General features: G+C 72.3%; 16 protein-coding genes and 1 tRNA gene. 8 read left to right on the top strand and 9 right to left on the bottom strand.

Features of this window, described 5'->3' with window-relative positions:
• The first annotated feature begins 13 nt into the window (after positions 1 to 13).
• A complete protein-coding gene (locus ACZ5CZ_RS15755) occupies positions 14 to 271 on the top strand; it encodes a hypothetical protein (protein WP_385841643.1) in 258 nt (85 codons plus the stop codon).
• Here ACZ5CZ_RS15755 and ACZ5CZ_RS15750 read toward each other — a convergent pair.
• Entirely contained in the window at positions 259 to 2,100 is a 1,842-nt protein-coding gene (locus ACZ5CZ_RS15750; protein ID WP_468943035.1) for a thioredoxin-like domain-containing protein, read from the bottom strand. The two genes, ACZ5CZ_RS15755 and ACZ5CZ_RS15750, sit on opposite strands and share 13 nt — an antisense overlap.
• A 152-nt stretch (positions 2,101 to 2,252) precedes the next feature.
• Here ACZ5CZ_RS15750 and ACZ5CZ_RS15745 point away from each other — a divergent pair, with 152 nt between their 5' ends.
• Positions 2,253 to 2,774: an LURP-one-related/scramblase family protein gene (locus ACZ5CZ_RS15745; protein WP_467545846.1), complete on the top strand. Its 522-nt coding sequence runs from the start codon at positions 2,253 to 2,255 to the stop codon at positions 2,772 to 2,774.
• 79 nt (positions 2,775 to 2,853) lie between these two features.
• Here the strand turns inward: ACZ5CZ_RS15745 and ACZ5CZ_RS15740 are convergent, their stop codons facing one another.
• Positions 2,854 to 3,648, bottom strand: a complete 795-nt coding sequence (locus tag ACZ5CZ_RS15740) for a carbon-nitrogen family hydrolase (RefSeq protein WP_385841639.1) — start codon at positions 3,646 to 3,648, stop codon at positions 2,854 to 2,856.
• Between the two features lie 222 nt (positions 3,649 to 3,870).
• Between ACZ5CZ_RS15740 and ACZ5CZ_RS15735 the strand changes: the two genes are divergently transcribed.
• The gene (locus tag ACZ5CZ_RS15735; protein WP_385841638.1) at positions 3,871 to 4,695 is read left to right on the top strand and encodes a maleylpyruvate isomerase family mycothiol-dependent enzyme; all 825 of its coding nucleotides are present in this window, start codon (positions 3,871 to 3,873) and stop codon (positions 4,693 to 4,695) included.
• Between the two features lie 123 nt (positions 4,696 to 4,818).
• Here ACZ5CZ_RS15735 and ACZ5CZ_RS15730 read toward each other — a convergent pair whose 3' ends face one another.
• Both ACZ5CZ_RS15730 and ACZ5CZ_RS15725 read right to left on the bottom strand, forming a co-directional pair.
• Entirely contained in the window at positions 4,819 to 6,126 is a 1,308-nt protein-coding gene (locus ACZ5CZ_RS15730) for an MFS transporter (RefSeq protein WP_385841636.1), read from the bottom strand.
• Positions 6,123 to 6,806: a GntR family transcriptional regulator gene (locus ACZ5CZ_RS15725; protein ID WP_385841635.1), complete on the bottom strand. Its 684-nt coding sequence runs from the start codon at positions 6,804 to 6,806 to the stop codon at positions 6,123 to 6,125. The genes ACZ5CZ_RS15730 and ACZ5CZ_RS15725 overlap by 4 nt, the downstream gene beginning before the upstream one ends.
• A gap of 188 nt (positions 6,807 to 6,994) precedes the next feature.
• On the opposite strand from ACZ5CZ_RS15725, the gene ACZ5CZ_RS15720 reads away from it, so the two are divergent.
• The 3 genes from ACZ5CZ_RS15720 to ACZ5CZ_RS15710 all read left to right on the top strand — a co-directional run bounded on the left by ACZ5CZ_RS15720 (position 6,995) and on the right by ACZ5CZ_RS15710 (position 9,487).
• Entirely contained in the window at positions 6,995 to 7,897 is a 903-nt protein-coding gene (locus ACZ5CZ_RS15720) for a D-alanyl-D-alanine carboxypeptidase family protein (RefSeq protein ID WP_385841634.1), read from the top strand.
• Positions 7,898 to 8,027: 130 nt separating this feature from the next.
• Positions 8,028 to 8,375, top strand: a complete 348-nt coding sequence (locus tag ACZ5CZ_RS15715) for a GntR family transcriptional regulator (RefSeq protein WP_385841633.1) — start codon at positions 8,028 to 8,030, stop codon at positions 8,373 to 8,375.
• Positions 8,376 to 8,563: 188 nt separating this feature from the next.
• Entirely contained in the window at positions 8,564 to 9,487 is a 924-nt protein-coding gene (locus ACZ5CZ_RS15710; RefSeq protein WP_468943119.1) for a DUF1648 domain-containing protein, read from the top strand.
• 100 nt (positions 9,488 to 9,587) lie between these two features.
• On the opposite strand, the gene ACZ5CZ_RS15705 is transcribed toward ACZ5CZ_RS15710, so the two are convergent.
• Both ACZ5CZ_RS15705 and murJ read right to left on the bottom strand, forming a co-directional pair.
• Positions 9,588 to 10,385 carry a hypothetical protein gene (locus ACZ5CZ_RS15705; RefSeq protein ID WP_468943028.1) on the bottom strand — a complete coding sequence of 266 codons (798 nt, stop codon included), beginning with the start codon at positions 10,383 to 10,385 and terminating at the stop codon, positions 9,588 to 9,590.
• A gap of 183 nt (positions 10,386 to 10,568) precedes the next feature.
• Positions 10,569 to 12,227 (bottom strand): murein biosynthesis integral membrane protein MurJ, encoded by a 1,659-nt coding sequence (gene murJ, locus ACZ5CZ_RS15700; RefSeq protein ID WP_468943026.1) that lies wholly within the window; start codon positions 12,225 to 12,227, stop codon positions 10,569 to 10,571.
• 115 nt (positions 12,228 to 12,342) lie between these two features.
• On the opposite strand from murJ, the gene ACZ5CZ_RS15695 reads away from it, so the two are divergent.
• Together ACZ5CZ_RS15695 and ACZ5CZ_RS15690 are read left to right on the top strand one after the other, a co-directional pair.
• Positions 12,343 to 12,414, top strand: a tRNA-Lys gene (locus tag ACZ5CZ_RS15695).
• Between the two features lie 2 nt (positions 12,415 to 12,416).
• A complete protein-coding gene (locus ACZ5CZ_RS15690; RefSeq protein WP_468943023.1) occupies positions 12,417 to 14,876 on the top strand; it encodes a hypothetical protein in 2,460 nt (819 codons plus the stop codon).
• 76 nt (positions 14,877 to 14,952) lie between these two features.
• Here ACZ5CZ_RS15690 and ACZ5CZ_RS15685 read toward each other — a convergent pair whose 3' ends face one another.
• Genes ACZ5CZ_RS15685 through pdhA form a run of 3 tightly spaced genes read right to left on the bottom strand, consistent with a single transcriptional unit; the run spans position 14,953 to position 18,576 of the window.
• Complete coding sequence (locus ACZ5CZ_RS15685; protein ID WP_468943021.1) at positions 14,953 to 16,347, bottom strand: dihydrolipoamide acetyltransferase family protein; 1,395 nt, start codon at positions 16,345 to 16,347, stop codon at positions 14,953 to 14,955.
• A gap of 11 nt (positions 16,348 to 16,358) precedes the next feature.
• A complete protein-coding gene (locus ACZ5CZ_RS15680; RefSeq protein WP_385841626.1) occupies positions 16,359 to 17,336 on the bottom strand; it encodes an alpha-ketoacid dehydrogenase subunit beta in 978 nt (325 codons plus the stop codon).
• Position 17,337: 1 nt separating this feature from the next.
• Positions 17,338 to 18,576, bottom strand: coding sequence for a pyruvate dehydrogenase (acetyl-transferring) E1 component subunit alpha (gene pdhA, locus ACZ5CZ_RS15675; protein ID WP_385841625.1), 1,239 nt, complete (start codon positions 18,574 to 18,576; stop codon positions 17,338 to 17,340).
• Between the last annotated feature and the right edge of the window lie 202 nt (positions 18,577 to 18,778).

Raw genomic sequence — 18,778 nt, 5'->3', positions numbered from 1 at the left:
GAGGCGAATTCTCATGGGGCTCGGCGGATGCATCATCCTCATCGCCGCGGGAGCCATCCTGACGTTCGCGACCGACTGGCACATGCGCGGCGTCAACCTGCCGGTCGTCGGGGTCATCCTGATGGCCGTGGGCCTGATCGGCGTCGCCACGTTCAGCGGTATCGCGCGGCGCCGGCGGATCGTGATGCCGCCGACGCCGGTGGTGGAGGAGAAGCCGCACCACCACGTCGACGGCTACACCGAGGGCTACCGCGACGGCTACGGCGTCTGAGGCGCCGCCTCCTGCTCGTCCATCCCCGCCAGGACGAGCGGCAGGCGGTCCGCCCCGCCCTCGGTGAGGCGGACCGGAACACCCCAGTCCTGCTGGTGCACATGGCAGGCGGGATATTCGTTGGCAGGGTCGTCGTCGCAGGACGCGGCCATCGCCGAGACATGCAGGACACCCTCCGTGACGGCCGGGTTCAGCTCCAGCTCACGGGAGAGATCCGCCTCCGCACCCGCGCCCTTGAGGAGCAGCTCGGGCGGGGTCGAGGAGACCAGCAGCCGGGTCGACGGGCCGTAGCGGGTGTCCAGCTTCTGCCCGGCCGGCGCCTGGAAGATGACGTCCAGCCGGAGGCTGCCGGGGGCCACCTCGGTCGCCGCGCGCTGGGTGCGATGGGCGACCGACTCCACCCGCACCGCCTCCTCGGGCAACCGCAGCCGGGTCAGCCGGTGCCGGGCCGACTCCACCACGACGATGTCCGCGCCGACGAGCACGGCGTCACTGGGCTCGCGCAGATCCGTGGCGAGGGTGGTGACCTCGCCGGTGGCCGGGTCGTACCGGCGCAGGGCGTGGTTGTAGGTGTCGGCGACCGCGACCGAGCCGTCGGGCAGCGCGGTGACGCCCAGCGGGTGCTGGAACAGCGCCTGTCCGGCGGCGCCGTCCCGGTGGCCGAAGTCGAACAGGCCAGTGCCGACGGCGGTGTGCACCTGCCCGTCGAGGTCCACCCAGCGCAGGGCGCTGGTCTCGGAGTCCGCGAGCCACAGCCGGTCGGCGGTGGCGGCGAGCCCGGAGGGCTGGGCGAACCAGGCCTCGGCGCCGGGGCCGTCCACCAGGCCCTCGTTGGTGGTGCCGGCCGCCACGGCGACGGTCCCGTCCACCGGGTCGTACGTCCACAGCTGGTGAACGCCGGCCATCGCCATCCACACCTTGCCGCCGAAGACCGCCACGTCCCACGGGGAGGACAGGTCGACCTCGCGGGCCGGGCCCGAGGTGGCCGAGCCCTGCCACCACTGCCGCCCGGTGCCGGCCAGGGTGGTCACCGCACCCGTGGCGAGGTCGAGGCGGCGCAGCGCGTGGTTGACGGTGTCGGCGACCGCCACGGAGCCGTCGTCCAGCAGGGCGAGGCCCTGCGGCTCGTTGAAGGCGGCCTGCCCGGCGTCGCCGTCGGTGAACCCGCGCACTCCGCTGCCGATGCGCCGTACGACGGTCTCGGCGTCCTCGGCCAGCTCCACCAGCTGGTGCCGGGTGGTGTCGCTGACCAGGAGGTTCCCACTCGGCAGGAGGAGTGCCTTGCCCGGGAAGCGCAGGGTGGTCGGCTCCGGCTCCGGCGACACATAGGGGCCGTCGCCGCGGCGCAGGGTGCCCTTCGCCTCGTGCTCCGCCTCCAGCTCCTCGACCAGCCGCTCGATGGCGTGCGCATGGCCCTCGCCGGCGTGCTGCGCGACCACGTACCCCTCGGGGTCGATCACGACGAGGGTCGGCCACGCCCGCACCGCGTACTGCTTCCAGGTGGCCAGCTCCGGGTCGTCCAGCACCGGGTGCTCGACGCCGTACCGCTCCACCGCGTCCACGACCGCCTGGTGTTCGGCCTCGTGCACGAACTTCGGGGAGTGCACGCCGATGACCACCACCGTGTCCCGGTGCTTCTCCTCCAGCTCGCGCAACTCGTCCAGGACGTGCAGGCAGTTGATGCAGCAGAAGGTCCAGAAGTCCAGGACGACGATGCGTCCGCGCAGGTCGGCCAGGGTGTACTGGGTGTCTCCCGTGTTCAGCCAGCCGCCCTTGCCGATCAGCTCGGGGGCGCGGACACGGGCGCGTCGGGGTGCGGAGTCGGTCATGGCTCCAAGGGTGCCACCCGCCGCCGACACCCCGCTCACCGCCTGTGGAAAACTCCCCCGGACCTGGTCAGGAAGGGTGTGGCCGGACCACCGCGGGCGGTTCGCCCCCATGCGCCCGTGATGATCGCCGCGCGGCGGGGAACGGTACCCGCATGAGACTCCTCGTACGAGACCGGCTGCTCGGCATCGGTGACGACTACTGGATCGAGGACGAGCACGGCCGGAAGGTCTACCTCGTCGACGGCAAGGCCATGCGGCTGCGGGACACCTTCGAGCTGAAGGACGCCCAGGGCCGCGTGCTGATCGACATCCACCAGAAGATGCTGGCGCTGCGCGACACCATGGTGATCGAGCGGGACGGCGAGGGCCTGGCCACCATCAAACGCAAACGGCTGTCGCTGCTGCGCAACCACTACCGGGTGGCCCTGGCCGACGGCACCGAACTGGACGTCAGCGGCAGGATCCTGGATCACGAGTTCGCCATCGAGTACGACGGTGAGCTGCTCGCCGTGGTCTCGCGCCGCTTCCTGCGCGTGCGGGACACCTACGGCGTCGACATCGTGCGGGACGACGCGGACCCGGCGCTGCTCATCGCGGTGGCGGTGTGCGTGATCCACCTGGCGCAGAAGGAACGCGAGGAACGGGGCGAGCGGGCGGAACACGGGGAGGACTGAGGCCCGCGGGGACAGCGGTGCCGGCGTCGGAGAGGCTCCCCTCGCGCCCCGGCATCGCCGCGCCCCCGCCCCGGCAAGGTCACCGCGCGGGCCGCTCCAGGCCCAGCACACGGTCCTTCAGCGCCGGGAACTGCTCGCGGGTGGCCGCGACCTTCGCGGTGTCGAGGTCGACGGTGAGGACCTCCTCGTCGTGCCCCGCCTCGGCGAGCACCTCGCCCCACGGATCCACCACGATCGAGTGACCCGCCTGCGGAACTCCCGCATGCGTCCCGGCCGTTCCACAGGCGAGCACGAACGCCTGGTTCTCCACCGCCCGCGCCTGAGCCAGCAGCGTCCAGTGCGCGCGCCGCCGCTCGGGCCAGCCCGCCGGGAGCACCAGCAGTTCGGCGCCGGCGTCGACGAGTCCGCGGAAGAGTTCGGGGAAACGGAGGTCGTAGCAGGTGGCCAGGCCGACCGTGGTCTCCGGCAGCCGTACCGTCACCAGGTCCCGCCCGGCGCCCATCAGCACCGCCTCGCCCTTGTCGAAGCCGAAGCGGTGGATCTTGCGGTAGGCGGCGGCCAGTTCCCCGGTGGGGGAGAAGACGAGGGAGGTGTTGTAGAGCGTTCCGCGCGCGTCCAGCTCCGGGACGGACCCGGCGTGCAGCCACACGCCCGCGTCGCTCGCCGCCTTGGCCATCGCCTCGTACGTCGGCCCTTCCAGCGGCTCGGCCTCCCGGCCGAACTCCTCGAAGGCGAAGGCGCCGGTGGTCCACAGCTCGGGCAGCACCACGAGGTCGGCACCGGCCTGCTGCCGCACCAGCGCGGCAACGCGCTGTCTGCGTGAGGCGACCGATTCGCCCTCGTCCACGGCGATCTGGATCAGAGAGGCGCGCACACTACCACCGTCCTGGCATTCGACCCGTCCACACGGGCCTACGATCGTCACACGAAAGCACTGCCGGGGTGCCTGCCAGCAGCGTAACTTGGGGGGCACTCCCTGTTCGAGCTCAGCCGAGAACCTGGGGGACTCTCAAGACGCCCGCCGAAGTGCAGCCGCCGCCCGCTGGCAACGCCTCCACAACCTGCCCGTGTACCGACCGCCGAGGGGTCCCGTTCCGTGAGTCTGCATCCCACCCTCCAGCCCTACGCCGACGCCTGGTCGCACTCGATCGAGGCGATATCCGAGATGGCGCAGTCACTGGTCGAGGGCGAGTGGAACCGGCGGACCCCCTGTCCCGGCTGGTCGGTCCGGGACATCGTGTCGCATGTCATCGGCCTGGACTGCGAGATGCTCGGCGACCCCCGCCCGATCCACGCGCTGCCCCGCGACCTCTTCCACGTCGCCACCGATCACCAGCGCTACATGGAGATGCAGGTCGACGTCCGCCGCCACCACACGGCGCCCGAGATGACGGCGGAGCTGGAGTACACGGTCATCCGCCGCAACCGCCAGCTGCGCAACGAGAACCGCGCCCCCGACGCCCTGGTGCGCGGCCCGCTGGGCACGGAGATCACCGTCGAACAGGCCTACCGCGCCCGCGCCTTCGACGTCTGGGTCCACGAACAGGACCTGCGCACCGCCCTCGGCCGCCCCGGCAACCTCGACTCGCCGGGCGCGCACATCGCCCGGGACGTCCTCCTCGAAGCGCTCCCGAAGGTCGTCGCCAAGGACGCGAACGCGCCGCGCAGCTCGGCGATCGTCTTCGACGTGCACGGCCCCATCGAGTTCCTGCGCACCGTCCGCGTCGACATCCAGGGCCGCGGCACCCTGGAGACGGCCCCCGCCCTGGGCCCGGTGGCCGCGCTCGCCCTCGACTGGGAGACCTATGTCCGCCTGGCCTGCGGCCGGGTGACCCCGGAGGCTGCCGCCGACCGCATCAAGACGGAGGGCGACCAGGACCTGGCCTCGGCGATCCTGCGCAACTTCGCGGTGACGCCGTAGGCGCGCATCGGCGCTAGCCGCGGGCCATCCCGCCGCTGAGGGCGGAACGGGATCTGGGGGCGACAGCCCCCAGCTCGTCCCCCACCGGCCCCGGGCGGCTACGCAGGCACATGCACCGTGCGGCTACGCAGGCACATGCACCGTCTCCACCCGGCTGGCGACCAACCGCTCCCGCTCCCGGCGAGCCGCCCGCCCCCGCAACCGCAGGATCTGCGAGACCCCCAGCGCCTGGAGCACGAACACGGCGCTGAACGCCACGGTGTAGTCGTCCCCGGTCGCGTCCAGCAGTACCCCGACCGCGAACAACGTCGTCATCGAGGCGACGAAACCGCCCATGTTGGTGATCCCGGACGCGGTGCCCTGCCGCTCGGGCGGATTGGCCGGCCGGGCGAAGTCGAAGCCGAGCATCGAGGCCGGTCCGCACGCCCCGAGCACCACGCACAACACCACCAGCAGCCACATCGGCGCGTGCACCGCGGGATAGGCCAGCGTCGCCGCCCACAGCAGCGCGGTCACCCCCACGGTGCCCAGCGCCAGCGGCAGCCGCGCCGCATGGTGCCGGGCGACGATCTGGCCGTAGACGAGCCCGATCACCATGTTGGAGAGCACGACCAGGGTGAGCAGCTCACCCGCGGTGGCCCGGCTGAGCCCCTGCGCCTGGACCAGGAACGGCAGCCCCCACAGCAGCAGGAACACCATCGCCGGGAACTGGGTGGTGAAGTGCACCCACAGTCCGAGCCGGGTCCCCGGTTCCCGCCATGCCGCGGCGATCTGCCGCCGCACATAGGCCGAGCCCTGGTGCGGCGACGGTTCGGGCGCGTACCCCTCGGGGTGGTCCTTGAGGAACAGCAGCGTCAGGACCAGGACGACGGCCCCGGCGAGCGCGCTGCCCGCGAACGCCGGCGTCCATCCGAGGCCGTGCAGCAGCCGGGCGAGGACGAGGGTGGAGACCAGGTTGCCCGCCATGCCGGCCAGCCCGGCGAACTGGGCGACCAGCGGCCCGCGCCGGGCCGGGAACCAGCGGGTGCCGAGCCGCAGCACGCTGATGAAGGTCATCGCGTCTCCGCAGCCCAGCAGCGCCCGGGAGGCGAGCGCGGTGCCGTACGTCGGCGAGAACGCGAAGCCCAGCTGCCCGGCCGTGAAGAGCACCGCCCCCAGGCTGAGCACCTTCTTGGTGCCCAGCCGGTCCACCAGCAGGCCGACGGGTATCTGCATGCCGGCGTAGACCAGCAGCTGGAGGATCGAGAACGTGGACAGCGCGGACGCGTTGACATGGAAGCGGTCCGCCGCGTCCAGCCCCGCCACGCCCAGCGACGTACGGAAGATGACGGCGACGAAGTAGACGGCGACGCCTATGGACCACACGGCGAGCGCACGACGGCCGCCCGGCGGATCACCCGGAAGGGTGGCGTTCCTGGCCGGAGTGCTCATCGGACCTCACCCCGCGCGAGGTGCGAGAACCAGCTCACATGCCGGTGCACGACTCCGACGGCCGCCTCCGCGTCCCCGGCGCGCAGCGCCTGGAGGATCTCCTCGTGCTCGGCGAGCGTCTTGGCGACCCGGTCGGGGTGCGAGTGCATGACGGCGACGCCCATCCGCAGCTGCCGGTCGCGCAGCTGGTCGTAGAGGCGGGACAGGATCTCGTTGCCCCCGCTGCGGACGATCTCGGCGTGGAAGCAGCGGTCGGTCACCGCGGCGGCGGCCAGGTCACCGGCGGCGGCCTGCGCCTTCTGCTGCTCCAGCAGCTCGGCCAGCCGCTCCAGCAGGCGCTGCGGTGCGGGTACGGCCTTGCGGGCGGCGTGCTCCTCCACGAGCAGCCGGGTCTCCACCACGTCGGCGATCTCCTGCGCGGAGACGGGCAGGACCAGGGCGCCCTTCTTCGGGTAGAGCCGGATCAGCCCCTCCGCCTCCAGCCGGAGCAGCGCCTCCCGGACGGGCGTACGGGAGACCCCGACGGCCTCGGCCAGCTCCCCCTCGGTGAGGAGCGTCCCGCCCTCGTAGCGACGGTCGAGCACTCCGTGCTTGACATGGGCGTAGACGCGGTCGGCGGCGGGCGGCTGCTTGAGGGGCTGAGGGGTCTTGGGGGCGGTCTGCTGAACGGCCGTGTTCATGTCCACATCATAGATACAACACGTACGCAAGCGCTGCCGCCGTCCATCATGCGGACGTGGCCCAAACCGGCCCGCAGCGACCGCACAACCTTCTGTGCTACTTACGTGTCACACATATGCGGCCCCGCTCCTTTCACCTCAACTGGGCCGCATTCCAGGGGTTTTCCAGACAATCGGGGTACTTTACTTTGATTACCGGCATCAAGGGCACCCGCCTTCGCAGAGCAACCGCCGCCGCCGTGACGACCGGCGCCCTGCTCGCTACCGGTGCCCTCACCGCTGCACCCGCCCAGGCCGTCACGACTCCCTCGATCGTGGCCAAGGGCGGCTATGTGATGAACAACGCCACCGGCAGGACGCTGTACACCAAGGCTGCGGACACCAAGCGCTCCACCGGCTCCACGACCAAGATCATGACTGCCAAGGTCGTGCTCGCGCAGCCGAACCTCAACCTGAACGCCAAGGTGACGATCCAGAAGGCGTACAGCGACTACGTCGTCAAGAACCAGGCCTCCCAGGCCCACCTGATCGTCGGCGACCGGGTCACCGTCCGCCAGCTGCTCTACGGCCTGATGCTGCCGTCCGGCTGCGACGCCGCCTACGCCCTCGCCGACACGTTCGGCTCCGGCAAGACCCGGGCCGCGCGCGTCTCCAACTTCATCGGCAAGATGAACTCGGCCGCCAAGAGCCTGAAGCTGAAGAACACCCACTTCGACTCCTTCGACGGCATCGGCAACGGCAACAACTACTCCACCCCGCGCGACCTGACGACCATCGCCAGCAGCGCGATGAAGAACGCCACGTTCCGCACGATCGTCAAGACCAAGTCCTACACGGCCCACACGGTCACCAGGACGGGCAGCACCCGCACCATGACCCCGTGGACCAACACCAACACGCTGCTGTCCAGCTACAGCGGCACCATCGGTGTGAAGACCGGCTCCGGCCCCGAGGCCGGCGCCTGCCTGGTCTTCGCCGCCACCCGCCACGGCAAGACCGTCATCGGAACCGTCCTGGCCTCCTCCTCGTACGCGCAGCGCGCGAAGGACGCCACGAAGCTCCTCGACTACGGCTTCGCCCGGCTCCGCTGACCCCTCCTCACCTCTGAGGCCCTGACGGGCCCGCAGCCCCCGGCTGCGGGCCCGTTCTGCTGCCCGGCCCTCCCGGAGCCACCGGATTGCCAAGACAGATGGAATGAATGGTGCTAGCTTCATTAGCACCATGTTGCTGCGCCTGGACAAGACCGACACCCGCCCCCTGCACGAGCAGGTCGCGGCCGCGATCCGGCGGGCCGTCGCCGAGGGCGAGTGCCGCCCGGGTGACCGCCTGCCCTCGGCCCGCGACCTCTCGACGGCCCTGGACATCAACGTCAACACCGTCCTGCGCGGACTGCGCCAACTCCGGGACGAGGGCCTGCTGGAGTTCCGCCGCGGCCGGGGCATCACCGTCGCCGAGGACGCGTCCCGGCACTCCGGTCTCCAGATCAAGGTGCGGGAACTGGTCACGGAGGCCTCCCGGCTGGGCTACAGCCGGACCGATCTCATCGACATGATCCGGGGGTTGTCATGACGGACGAGCCAGTGCCCGACGACACCGCGACAGAGCACGACCGCGGACGGCAGCAGGGACAGGACGACGGACAGGACGGGAGGCGGGAGCAAGGCCGGGACCGGACTCTCGACCGGGAACAGGAACAGAGGCGGGGCAGAGGGTGGGGGCCGGGCAGTGGGGCCCGGCGTGGGGCGTGCGCCGGCGGGATCGCCGCCGTGGCCGCGCTGATCGCCGGGCTGCCGTGGGCCGTGCGGGACCGGCTCCCCGACCGGCTGGCCACCCACTGGAGCGGCGGTGCCGCCCCCGACGGCTCGATGCCGCTGCGCACCGCCTCCCTCTTCCCGGCCGCGCTGTGGCTGCTCCTCGCCATCGCGATCAGCGTGCGGTGGCGCCGCTCCTGGCCCTCGCCCCGCCCCTGGGTGGCGATCGCGCTGGCCCCCACCGCGGTGATCCTCACCGGCGCCGAGCTCTGCGTGGTCCGCGCGAACCTGGACCGCGCCGACTGGCACGACGCCCGCGAGCCCGTCCTGGGCAGCGTGGCGATGCTGGTCCTGGCCGCCCTCGCGGGGGTGGCGGCCTGGCGGCTGACCGTCCGCCACGCCGCCGCCACGGCCCCGGCGACGGGTCCCCGGCTGGACCTCCCCGAGGACGAGCGGGTGGTGTGGTTCTCCCGCGCGGCCAACCCCTGGCTCCAGCTGATGGCGGCGCTGACCGGTCTGGTCGCCGTCGCCGCGCTGGTGGCACTCGCTCTCGGTCTGGCCTCTGCCTGCCTTCTCTGGCCCGTGTTGGTGGCCGGCACCGTCATCTCGCTCACCGGCGCCGCCTGCTCCTCCGTCCAGGCCAAGGTGTCGGACGCCGGCCTGGAGGTGACGTTCGGTCCGCTCGGCTGGCCCGCCCGCCACTGGTCCGCGACCGCCATCGAGTCCGCCCGTGCCGAGCAGCGCCGGCCGGCCCAGGTCGGCGGCTGGGGATACCGCTTCAGCGGCCTCGGCACGACCGTCATGCTCCGCGCCGGTGACTGTCTGGTGATACGGCCCCGGGGCCGCCGTACCGACTTCGCGGTGAGCGTGGACGACGCGGAGCGGGGCGCGGCCCTGCTGAACACCCTGCGGGCACGGCAGTCGGCCTGAACGGCCGGGGACGAAGGCCGGCGACGACGACCGAGGATGACGGCTGGGCTGGACGGCCCGGGTCGAAGGCCGGGTCGCCGGCCAGGGTCGGGCTCCTCTCTCAGCGCAGCTGGTCGTATGTCCTGAAGGTGTAGGACGCGTCGTACGACAGCAGGTTGCCGCTGTCCGCCGGGAGCCCCAGCCTGCGGTTGAGGGGCCCGGCCAGTGGGCCGCAGTGCTCGGCCGCCGGGGCGGTGAAGGTGTCGTCGTAGGCGGAGAACTCGATCACCGGCGGGTCCTGGGATATCCACTTCGACGGGCCCGAGCGCTTCAGCCGGAAGTCGACCGGCGCGCTCGCCCCGACCGTGCAGCCCTGCGGCAGCATCGGGCTCAGCAGCCGGAACCGCAGGCTGAACGTCCCGGTGTAGGCGTCGAACCGACCGCCGTACTCCGGCTGTATCGCCAGCCCCAGCACCGGCGAGCGGTCACCGGCCGGGGTCCCGGTCAACCCGCCCGGCACAGCGGTCGGGGGGGTGTGCATGGTGCCCCACACCTGCCCGTTGCCGCCGTCGGGCATGGGGCCCTCGGCATGCGTCATGGTGATCGGCGCCAGGTCCACCGCGACCTTGCCCAGGGTCAACCGCGGCGCGGCCGTGTGCACTTCGCATCTCCAGCGGGCCGGGTCGACGCCCGCGGGCAGGGGCGGGCAGTCACGGAAGTCGGCGGCCGAGGCGGCGGAGCCGATGGAAGTGGTGGAAGCAGTGGAAGACGCGGAAAGAGTGGACGTGGCCGGGGTCGCCTGGGCAGCTCCCGCCGTGCACACCGCCGCCGTACCGGCGAGGGCCACCGCGCCTGCGGCACCGGCGAGACGACGCACGAACGAGGACCAACGGACCGGAGCAACACGCGATTTCGACATGACACCAGCGTGCCGCCCGCGGCCCGCCCAGCACTATCCGTGACAGCCCTGGCCCGACCCCGAGCCACCCCTGACCCAGCGTCAGGGTCAGGGTCAGGTCGTGATCCAGCGGCCGACAGCGACCCGACAGCGATCCCGCACCGATCCGGCTCCGATCCGGCACCGATCCCGCACCGCTCCGACTCAGGACCGGAACCCGGGCAGCCGGCGCAGTTCGGTGATCTTCAGTACCCGGGCCAGCAGCAGGAAGACCGCGCCCAGCGCGAGGGTGCCCGCGGCCGTGGCCAGCGCGGTGCCCGCCGTACCGCCGCCCAGAACCCCCGTACCCGCCCGGGCCGCCGCCCATCCCGCGACCGCTCCCGCGCCGCCCGCGCACAGCAGCTTGGCGTACGTCGTGCGCAGCGTGCCGTCGTCCAGCCGGCCACCGACGCGGCGGGCCAGCAGCCGGGCGGTGAGGGTGAGTCCGGCGAGGTAGGAGACGGTGTACGCGCCCGCCATCCCCGTCACCGCCCACTGCGCGGGCAGCAGCAGATGGCAGGCGGTGGCGAGGGCGATGTTCACGGCGCCGATCCACACGGCCATGAAGAAGGGCGTACGGGTGTCCTCGAAGGCGTAGAAGCCGCGCAGCAGCAGGTACTGGGCCGAGAACGGGATCAGCCCCGGCCCGAACGCCTGGAGCATGTGCCCGAGCGGCCGGGCGGAGGCCGGGTCGGCGGTGCCGTGCGCGAAGAGGAGCGTCGCGATCTGCGGCCCGAGGGCGACGAACAGGAAGGCGGCGGGCACGATGACCACCCCGCTGATGCGCAGCGCCCGCGACAGATCGGCCCGCAGATCGCCGACCCGGGCCTCCGCCGCGGCCTTGCTCATCCGCGGCAGCAGGGCGGTGACCAGGGAGACGGTCACGATCGACTGCGGGAGCAGCCAGATCGTCTGCGCATAGCTGTAGGCGGTGTAGCCCACACCCGCATTCGGCAGCGCGCGGTCGGCGGCGTTGGCGTAGTTGGTGACGACCGTCAGCGCGACCTGGTTGGCGAGCACGAACAGCAGCGTCCACTTGGCCGCGTGGATCCCGGAGCCGAGCCCGGTGCCGCGCCAGTCGAACCGGGGCCGGAACCGGAATCCGGCGGCACGCGCGAAGGGCAGCAGCGCCAGCGCCTGTAGGGCGATACCGGCGGTGGTGCCGACGCCGAGCCACCGCACCTGGACGTCGGTGACGTCGGCGACGGTGTGCGGCACGGTCATCATGCCGAGGTAGACGCTGAACATGGCGATGAGCACCACGTTGTTCAGCACCGGTGTCCACATCATCGCGCCGAACTTCTCGCGCGCGTTGAGCACTTGGCCGTAGATGGAGAACAGGCCGTAGAAGAAGATCTGCGGCAGCAGGAACCGGGCGAAGACGACGGTCAGCTGATATGCCTGGTGACTGTCGGGTGTGTCGCGGATGTACAGGTCCACGATCTCCGGCGCCGCCCACACGGCCAGGGCCGTACCGACGGCCAGCACGGTCACGACGAGGGTGACGAGCCGCTGCTCGTACGCCCGCCCGCCGTCGGGGTGGGTGTTCCGGGCCCGTACGAGCTGCGGCACGAGCACCGCGTTCAGGGCACCGCCGACGATCAGGGTGTAGAGGCTGGTGGGCACGGTGTTCGCCGTGTTGTACGTGGTGGCGAGGAGACCGGTGCCGAGCGCGGCGGCCTGGAGCACATTGCGGATCAGACCGGTCCCGCGGGACACCACGGTCCCCATGGCCATCAGCGCGGACGACCGGGCGAGCCCGCCCCCGTCCGCCGCGGTCCGCCGCCTCGCATGCCGAGCCGATTCCTTGGTCCCCGTCAACATGCAGTCAATCTACGGCAGTTCCGTGCCCCCTCCGGGCGAGGTGATCGACGCCTCCCGGCCTGCGCGGCGAAAACCCGTTTGTACGGCAGCGGCCCGCCGTCTAGCTTCGGGGCATCGGCATGTAGCTCAGCAGCAGAGCACCGGGCTCTTCACCCGGAGGGCGCGGGGGCGGAACCCGCCATGCCGGCTATGAAGGACGACGCTGAGCAGCAGCACCTCGCGCAGGCGAACCCCGGATACGCGGCCGGTCAGCTGGCCGCCGCGTTCCGTACGGCCGCCACCCACCCTGACCCCGAGACCCGCCGCCGTGGCGAGGAACGCGGCCGCAGGTGGCGTGCGGTCCTGGACGGGATGGCGAGCGGCCGGCTGACGATCGGCTCCCGCACCCCCGTCGCCGGACTGCCCGCCTGGGTCACGCCCGAGGTGGTGCGTGGCGGCTTCGCCACCGGCCGGCCGAGCGCGGGCGGCCCGCTGCTCGACCACGAGATCGCCGCCGCGCGCCGGGCCGGCGTCCGGGAGGAGCGGCAGGCGCTGTTCGCCTCCTTCCTGACCGAGGAGGGACTCGCGCGGCTCTACGGCCTTCTCGACAGCGGTCGTTACGAGGTGACCGTGCCGGAGGAGGCCGCCCTGCTCACCGTGGCCTGGCTGGTCCGGGCCGGGGAGACGGACGCGGCACTGGACCTGGTCGAGGAGCTGGCCCCCTTCGCGGACCGGCTGCGGTTCTGTCCGCGGCCGGCCGACCGGCCCGCGCCCCGGCCCGACGCCGTGCACCGCTCCACCGTCGCCGACGCCCGTGCGGCGCTCGCCCGCCGGCAGCCCAGCACGGCCGTCGAGACCCAGCGCGAGGCCCTGGCCGTCTGGCAGCCCTTCGGCGACGAACTGCTGCGGCACTGGCTGGAGGTGACGGACGAGCAGGGGTACGTCCGCCTCCCGCGCGCCACCGACGGCGACTGGCACGCCCGCTCGGCCGGGCTGCTGCGGCGCTACCGCGAACTGGGCCGGCGCCACACCCACTGCACCAAGCACCGCAAGCCCAAGGAGAACCTGGGCATCCTGTGCGGGGCGCTGGCGGAGGTCGTCACCGGGAAGGATCTGGCACCGCGGCGGCTCGGGCTGGTGCGGCACGCCGTCGCGTCCATGGTCCGGCGGCGCGGCCTGCCCGGTTCCGCGGAGCACACCGCGCTGCGCCGGGCGCAGGCCGCCCAGGCCGCACTGCCCTCGCACCATGCGCTGGCCCGTGTGGTGCTGGGGCGGCTGTCCGGCCTGCCCGGGGACGACGGGGTGAGCGATGTCGCGGCGGCCGTCGCACCGGTGAGCGCCGAGGAGGCCGCCGCCACGGCCGTGCCGGACGCGACCGGGGCAGGCGGCAGCACCGGTGTGCCCGGCGGCGCCCGTGTGTCCGGCGGCGCCCGTGTGCCCGGCGGCGCCCGTGTGCCCGGCGGCGCCCGTGTGCCCGGCGGCGCAGGTGTACCGGTGGGCGCGGTGATTCCACCGGCCGTGCGCCGGCCGGTCGAGGCGGCGCTCAGCGCACCCGTCGGGACGCTCGTGGACCGCGGTGTCGTGCCCTCGGCGGAGGTCCTCGCCGAGCTGGTCCCCCAGCTGGTCGCCGCCACCACCGCCGCGGCCCACCGTGAACCGGCCCTGCGCTCGCTGGCCGCCGCGAACTACCGGGCGTTCCGCAACCGCCGCTCCCTGCTGCTGTTCAACCTGGAGCGGCAGGTACGGGTGGAGGAGCTGCCCTGGGTCCGGGCCGTCGCCGCCCACCGGACGGACGCCGGGGCGGACGAGGTGGCGGCCGCCGCGCTGCGCGAGCTGGGCGGGCTCGCGGTGCGGGCCTTCCCCGGCACGATCCTGCCCAACCCGCTGATCCGCGAGCTGTCCGTGCTGGCCCGCCAGGCCGAGCTGGGGGCGCCCTTCACCGAGGAACTCGCGGCGGACATCTTCATGGGCACCTTCAGCCCGAAGTTCCTGACGGCCGCGCGGGTCGCGGCCGAACTCCTCCACGGCTCCCTCTACGAGCGGTACTACGCCATCGACTACCGGGCGCTGCGCAACCTCGCGATCGTGGAGGCGGGGAACACGGCACTGCGGTCCCCTGGGCCATACCCGTCCGGCGGGGCGCATACGTCGCCCGGCTTCGCCGCGCTGTGCCGGGAGCGGGCGGAACGGTTCGCTCCGGGCGCGGGGACGTCCACCTCCTGGGTCGCCCGGAACGGGACGGTCATCGAGCAGGCGCAGATCCTCACCACCCACAACCTGGCCACGCTCGTGCACCGGGCGGGCATCGAACCCGGCATCGGCTGGGACGAGCTGGCGCTGCGCTGCTTCGGCACCGTATGCCGGCTCACCGGACAGGTGCAGCACCACCCGCGCCCACTCGGCACCATCAAGGACGTCGCCTACGCCTGGCGGCAGATGGTGTTCTTCCTGTCGCTGTGCACAGCGGACGCCCAGCGGCACGCTGTCGGCCGCCTGGCCGAGGAGACCGCCCGTCAGCCCTGGCATGTCGCGGGACGTCTCGCTCCGGCCCTCACCGGCCTGAGCCAGGCCCTGGCCGGCACCCCGGCCGACGCGGGCACGGGCCGCCGCCTGCTGGGCTGGAGCACCGGTGGCCACTGGTTCCGTGCGCAGCCCGCGCCCCGGAGCTGAGCGCGGGGTGTGAGCGAGGGGGCGGTCGCGAGCCCGTGTCGCGCTCGCCCCCTCCGGGTGGTGCGGTGTTACCGCCTCACGCCCAGGTGATCAGCCGCTTCGGCTGCTCCAGGATCGCCGCCACGTCGGCGAGGACCTTGGAGCCCAGTTCACCGTCGACCAGGCGGTGGTCGAAGGAGAGGGCCAGGGTGGTGACCTGGCGCGGCTTGACCTTGCCCTTGTGGACCCACGGCTGGAGCTTGATCGCGCCGACCGCGAGGATCGCCGACTCGCCGGGGTTCAGGATCGGCGTGCCGGTGTCGACGCCGAAGACGCCGACGTTGGTGATGGTCACCGTGCCGCCCTGCATGGCCGCCGGGGAGGTCTTGCCCTCGCGGGCCGTCGTCACCAGCTCGCCCAGCGCGGCGGCCAGCTGCGGCAGGGTCTTGTCGTGCGCGTCCTTGATGTTCGGCACGATCAGGCCGCGCGGGGTGGCCGCGGCGATGCCCAGGTTGACGTAGTGCTTCTGCACGATCTCCTGGTTCGCCTCGTCCCAGGACGCGTTGACGTCGGGGTTGCGCTTGATGGCGACCAGCAGGGCCTTGGCGATGACGAGGAGGGGGCTGACGCGCAGGCCCTGGAACTCCTTGTCCTGCTTCAGCTCCTCGACCAGGTTCATCGTGCGGGTCACGTCCACCGTCACGAACTCCGTGACGTGCGGGGCGGTGAAGGCCGAGCCGATCATGGCCTGCGCCGTCGCCTTGCGGACGCCCTTGACCGGGATGCGGGTCTCGCGTGCCGTGTCGTACGACGTGACCGCCGGCGCGGGGGCGGGGGTGACCGGGGCCGCCGGGGCGGCCGGCTCCGCGGTCCTCGGCGCGGCCGCCGCGTGGACGTCCTCGCGCGTGATGACGCCGTCCGGGCCGGACGGGACCACGGTGGCCAGGTCGACACCGAGGTCCTTGGCCAGCTTGCGCACCGGCGGCTTGGCCAGCGGGCGGTCCTGCGGCACGGCACTGTGGCCGTTCAGCTCCTTCTGGAGCGCCTGCGCGGCTGCCGGGACGGTGACCTCGGGGCCCTTGCGGGGGCGGCGCTTGGTGGCGGAGGCGGCCACGCCGTAGCCGACCAGGACCGGCTTGCGGCCCTCGGGCTTGGGCTCTTCCGCCGGTGCCGCGGGCTCTGCGGCGGGCTGGGCGGCGGGCTGGGCGGCCGGTGCCTGCGCCGGTGCGGCGCCCGCGACCTCCACGGCGATGATCGAGGTGCCCACGTCCACCGTGGTGCCCTCGGGGAAGTGGAGTGCGCGGACCACGCCGTCGTAGGGGATGGGGAGTTCGACGGCCGCCTTGGCGGTCTCGACCTCGCACACCACCTGGCCGTCGGTGACCGTGTCGCCGGGCTGGACGTACCACTTGAGGATCTCGGCCTCGGTGAGGCCCTCGCCCACGTCCGGCATCTTGAACTCGCGTACGGACGCTTCCGTCATCGTCGTCACGACCCTCTCCCTCAGTACGCCAGCGAGCGGTCGACGGCGTCGAGCACGCGGTCCAGGTCCGGCAGGTAGTCCTCCTCCAGACGCGCCGGCGGGTACGGGGCGTGGTAGCCGCCGACCCGGAGCACCGGGGCCTCCAGGTGGTAGAAGCAGCGCTCGGTGATCCGCGCGGCGATCTCCGCGCCGGAGCCGAAGAAGACCGGCGCCTCGTGGACGACGACCAGACGGCGGGTCTTCTGCACCGAGGTCTGGAGGGTGTCGAAGTCGAGCGGCGAGACCGAGCGGAGGTCCACGACCTCCAGGTTCTTGCCCTCCTCGGCGGCCGCGGCGGCGGCCTCCTGGCAGAGCTTCACCATCGGTCCGTAGGCCGCCAGGGTCAGGTCGGTGCCCTCGCGGACGACCTGCGCCTTGTGCAGCGGGGCCGGGATGGCCTCGGTGTCGACCTCGCCCTTGTCCCAGTAGCGGCGCTTGGGCTCGAAGTAGATCACCGGGTCGTCGCTCTGGATGGCCTGCTGCATCATCCAGTAGGCGTCCGAGGCGTTGGACGGAGAGACGATCTTCAGGCCGGCGACGTGCGCGAACAGGGCCTCGGGGGACTCCGAGTGGTGCTCGACCGCGCCGATGCCGCCGCCGTAGGGGATGCGGACCACGACCGGCATCTTGACCTTGCCCAGCGAGCGCGCGTGCATCTTGGCGAGCTGGGTGACGATCTGGTCGTACGCCGGGAAGACGAAGCCGTCGAACTGGATCTCCACCACCGGGCGGTAGCCCCGCAGGGCCAGGCCGATCGCGGTGCCGACGATGCCGGACTCGGCGAGCGGGGTGTCGATGACCCGGCTCTCGCCGAAGTCCTTCTGGAGGCCGTCGGTCACCCGGAAGACACCGCCGAGCTTGCCGACGTCCTCGCCCATGACGAGGACCTTGGGGTCCGTCTCCAGGGCGCGGCGCAGCGACTCGTTGATGGCCTTGGCCATCGCCATCTTCTCGGCCATCTCAGTGACCCCCTTCTGCGTCCGCGAACGACGCCTGGTAGGCGGCGAACTGGGCTCGCTCCTCGTCGACGAGCGCGTGCCCGTCCGCGTACACGTTCTCGAAGATGGCGAAGTGGTCCGGGTCGGGCATGGCGCGGACCGCTTCGCGCACTCGCCTGCCCAACGCTTCGGACTCGGCCTCGAGTTCCGCGAAGAATCCCTCGTCCGCGTGGTTTGCGGCCTCCAGGTAGCGGCGAAGGCGCAGGATCGGGTCCTTGGCCTCCCAGGACAGACGCTCCTCGTCGCCGCGGTAGCGGCTGGGGTCGTCGGAGGTGGTGTGGGCGCCCATGCGGTAGGTGTACGCCTCGACCAGGGTGGGGCCCTCGCCGCTGCGGGCGCGCTCCAGCGCCCACTTGGTGACCGCGAGGCAGGCCAGGACGTCGTTGCCGTCGACGCGGACGCCGGGGAAGCCGTAGCCCTGGGCGCGCTGGTAGAGCGGGACGCGGGTCTGCTTCTCGGTGGGCTCGGAGATCGCCCACTGGTTGTTCTGGCAGAAGAACACGACGGGCGCGTTGTAGACCGCGGAGAAGGTGAACGATTCGGCCACGTCGCCCTGGCTGGAGGCGCCGTCGCCGAAGTAGGCGATGACGGCCGAGTCCGCGCCGTCCTTGGCGACGCCCATGGCGTAGCCGGTGGCGTGCAGCGTCTGCGAGCCGATGACGATCGTGTACAGGTGGAAGTTGTTCCCGTTCGGGTCCCAGCCGCCGTTGTTCACGCCGCGGAACATGCCGAGCAGGTTGGTCGGGTCGACCCCGCGGCACCAGGCGACGCCGTGCTCGCGGTAGGTCGGGAAGACGTAGTCGTCGTCGCGCAGCGCGCGGCCGGAGCCGATCTGGGCGGCCTCCTGGCCGAGCAGGGACGCCCACAGGCCCAGTTCGCCCTGGCGCTGAAGGGCCGTGGCCTCGGCGTCGAAGCGGCGGGTGAGCACCATGTCGCGGTACAGGCCGCGCAGGTCTTCGGGGGTGATACCGGCGACGTAGGAGTCGTACTCGGCGTTCTTGACCCGCTTGCCCTCGGGGGTCAGGAGCTGTACCAGCTCCGGCCCGGTGCTCCGGGCGGTGGTGCGGTTGGTACGGGTGGTGCGCTTGGTGCCGGTGGCCCCGGACGTCTTCCCGGCGGTACCGGTCTTGTCGCCGGTGGTGCCGGCCTTGCCTGCGGCGGTGCGTCGCGGCTTGCGCGCGGCACTGCTCTCCACGGTCACGTGTGCTCCTCCGTCGTTCCGGCCCCCGGGGTTGCCGGTAGGCCAGTGCGGCTCACCTGTTCGACCACGGGGCACGGGGTGGGTGCCACTCGGCCGGGAACAGGCGTGACAGGTGCCCCGGCGAGCGCCCTGCAACCATTACGTTACCCAGTGCTTCACAATTCTGTGAAACCCCACCTGACCTGCGATTTTGCTTGGATTT

The sequence above is a fragment of the Streptomyces sp. NPDC031418 genome (genome assembly GCF_055581605.1).
Note: the sequence above shows the minus strand (reverse complement) of the source record. Positions and strands in the feature narration are given on the sequence as shown.